At 73.9% G+C, this 2,574-nt stretch carries 3 protein-coding genes and 1 pseudogene; all 4 read right to left on the reverse strand.

Annotation, left to right across the window (positions count from 1 at the left end):
- Nucleotides 1-621, reverse strand: a pseudogene (locus tag ACJA3G_RS34865) (HTTM domain-containing protein); the annotation flags it as partial.
- The gene (locus ACJA3G_RS34870; protein WP_406557037.1) at nt 618-1,304 is read right to left on the reverse strand and encodes a DUF5819 family protein; all 687 of its coding nucleotides are present in this window, start codon (nt 1,302-1,304) and stop codon (nt 618-620) included. The pseudogene ACJA3G_RS34865 and the gene ACJA3G_RS34870, both read right to left, overlap by 4 nt.
- The gene (locus ACJA3G_RS34875) at nt 1,294-1,872 is read right to left on the reverse strand and encodes a hypothetical protein (RefSeq protein WP_406557038.1); all 579 of its coding nucleotides are present in this window, start codon (nt 1,870-1,872) and stop codon (nt 1,294-1,296) included. Before ACJA3G_RS34875 ends, ACJA3G_RS34870 begins: the two co-directional genes overlap by 11 nt.
- Nucleotides 1,873-1,877: 5 nt before the next feature.
- The coding region (locus ACJA3G_RS34880; RefSeq protein ID WP_406557039.1) for a nuclear transport factor 2 family protein at nt 1,878-2,574 on the reverse strand (697 nt) is incomplete at its 5' end.

A 2,574-nucleotide genomic window follows, 5' to 3' on the forward strand; every position in this document is an offset into this window, starting at 1 on the left:
GCCCCACAGCACGAGCGCCCAGCCACCGGCGAGCAGCCCCAGGAGCGTCACACAGGTGAGGACCAGGCCGCAGCAGGACCACAGGACCACGCCCGTACGGTCCCGGTCGCCCGTTGCCGGGGCGCGCTCGCGTCGGCGGGCGTCCAGTGACCACACCTGGGCGCACCGCGCGAAGACGAGGTAGACCGCGGTGATGCGGAAGATGGTGTCGCCCGCGTTGAGGACGTTCTCGTTGCGGTGGTCGAGGGAGAGGACGCCGACGAGGAAGAGCAGCGAGGCCGTGCGGGTGCGCCACCCGACCAGGAGGGCCACCGCGACGGCCGCCGAGAGCAGGTAGAACACCTCGAACCAGAGCTCGCTCCCGGACCAGCGCAGCACGCTGAACCCATGGCTCCGGTCGAGCGCGTGCTCCGCGAGGTGCCAGCTCCAGGGCGCGTCCGGGCCCCAGATCCTCTCGCGGCGCCAGAACTCGTGGACGAGCAGCAGCAGCCAGATCGCGGCCATGCCGATCCGTACGGCCGCGCTCTGATGGGCCCATACCCGAGGGTCGCACGCCCTGCCGAGGATGCGGTCGAGCGTCGACTCGCCTTTCTCGGCGCCGGGTTGGGGTGGGGGTCTCATGACGTACGCCCCTCGGCGAGGTCGGCGGCGCCCACCGGCCACCAGGGGTAGACGCGCACCACCGGCGCGGTGCGGGCGGCGCGCGTCTTCCACGGTGGCGGTGGGACGGTGGTGTCGGTCGAGCGGAACTGGATCCGTTCGAGGCGCGCGCCGTCCGGGGTGGCGGGCATCCGGGACAGGGCGAGGCGCTTGAGGTACTGCTCGCTGTCGAGCCCGGCCGAGCCGATGGGCCGCTGCTGGGGGTCGTGCGCGGCAAGCATCTTCGTCCAGGCGGTGGCGAGTTGCTGGCGTACGCGGCTGGGCAGGGGGTTTCCGCGCAGCTCGGCCAGGTCCCGCGCGGTCAGGTCCCGCCAGGGGCCGTTGTGGATGGTGCCGTCCGCCGTGCGCAGTTCGACGCGGGCGGAGACCGCCGTCATGGTGCGGGTGATGTCGGGCGCGAAGAGCTGCCAGCTCTGGGAGAACTCGGGCGCCATATACGCGTTGACGGTGTCGCCGATGGCGTCGGTGGCCGCGTTGCGCGGGGCGAGGTGCAGAAAGGTCGCGCCGGTGTGGACGAGCAGTCCGACGGCGACGGCGCCCGCCGAGACGACGACGGCCAGCCGCTGCCCCGGCGTCAACTCCCGCAGACTCTCGTGCGGATCGGGGCCGGGATGCTCGGCACGCGGTGCGGTCTCAGGAGCCATCGCGCGTCCCCTCCCCGCCACCGGCCGCCTTCACGGCCGCCGCGCAGTCCGGGTTGTCGTCGAACGCCTTCCGCAGCTTCGGATCCGCCCGGAGGTCGTCGGCGGGGCCCTTGTAGGCGCTGACCGTCCTCAGGGAGGAACCCGCCGCGTCCAGCGCGGACTTCAGCGACTTCTCGTCGGTGACCTCGGCCCGGGAGAGCGTGGTGACCGCCTCGCCCACCGACGTACGCGCCGTGTCCAGCCGGGCCAGGGCCGTGCCCAGCGCGCCGGCGCCGCCGTCGACCGGCGGGGCCCCGTCCTTCTGGAGGTCCGTGCGGAGCGCCCCGAGCCGCTGGGAGAGCGCGGTGAGGAAGGCGACCAACTGCCCCTTGGCGCGTGCCGGCTGGGTCCGGTCGACCGTGGGCACCGCGAGTCCGGCGCCGCTGTCCGTCAGGTGCGCGCAGACCCCGCCCGCCCAGTCCACCTCGGGGGGCGGCTGCGCCGAGGAGCCGCACGCGGTGGCCGGTGCGGTGACGGCGGCGAGCAGCGCGAGGCTCGCCGCGGCCCGCTTCATCTGTCGAGGAAACACGGCTCTCACTCCTTGCCCTGGTCGGTCGGGGCGCCAGGTGCCCGCTGGAAGGTGTCGAGGGAGGCGATCCGCCAGGTGCCGTCCCGGCGGACCGCGTCGACGGCGAACATCGCGGCGGCGACGGTGGTGGAGCCGCCCTTGCCGGTACGGGTACTGGTCTGGTCGGCGAAGACCAGGACACGGGCCCGGTCCCCGTCGATGACCTCGACGCCGCTGTCGGTGACCGTGGTGGTCAGCACGAGCTTCTGCCTCGGCCCCTGTTCGCGGACCGGCCCCATCAGGCTCCGGTACTGCGTGACGGCAGCGCCGGTCAGCCGTTGTGTGGCCGCCGCCTCGGTCCTGGCCGGGTCGGTGTGGTCGTACGAGAAGATCCCCTGCACGGCCTCCTCGACGGCTCCCTTCACCTCGCTGGTCCGGGCGGTGTCGGCCAGCGCGGTGTTGCGTCCGGCGCTGTCCCTGTCGCCGTGTCCGCCCTGTCCGCCCTGGATGTGGGCGAGGACGGAGAACGCGGCGAGCAGCACGGCCAGGGCGGCGAGGGCCGAGGCCCGGGCCGGGAACCTCTTCCTGACCGGCCGGACCGCATGCCCGGACCCGGACTCGGATCCGGGTTTGGACTCGGGCTTGGACTCGGGTGCTGTCCCCAGTCCGGGTTTCCTGCCGGCGCGATCGAGGGGCAGGGCGGTGGGCGGGCGGGCCGCGGCC

This window comes from Streptomyces sp. YS-3, assembly GCF_045257485.1.
In the GTDB taxonomy this organism is placed as follows: Bacteria; Actinomycetota; Actinomycetes; order Streptomycetales; family Streptomycetaceae; genus Streptomyces.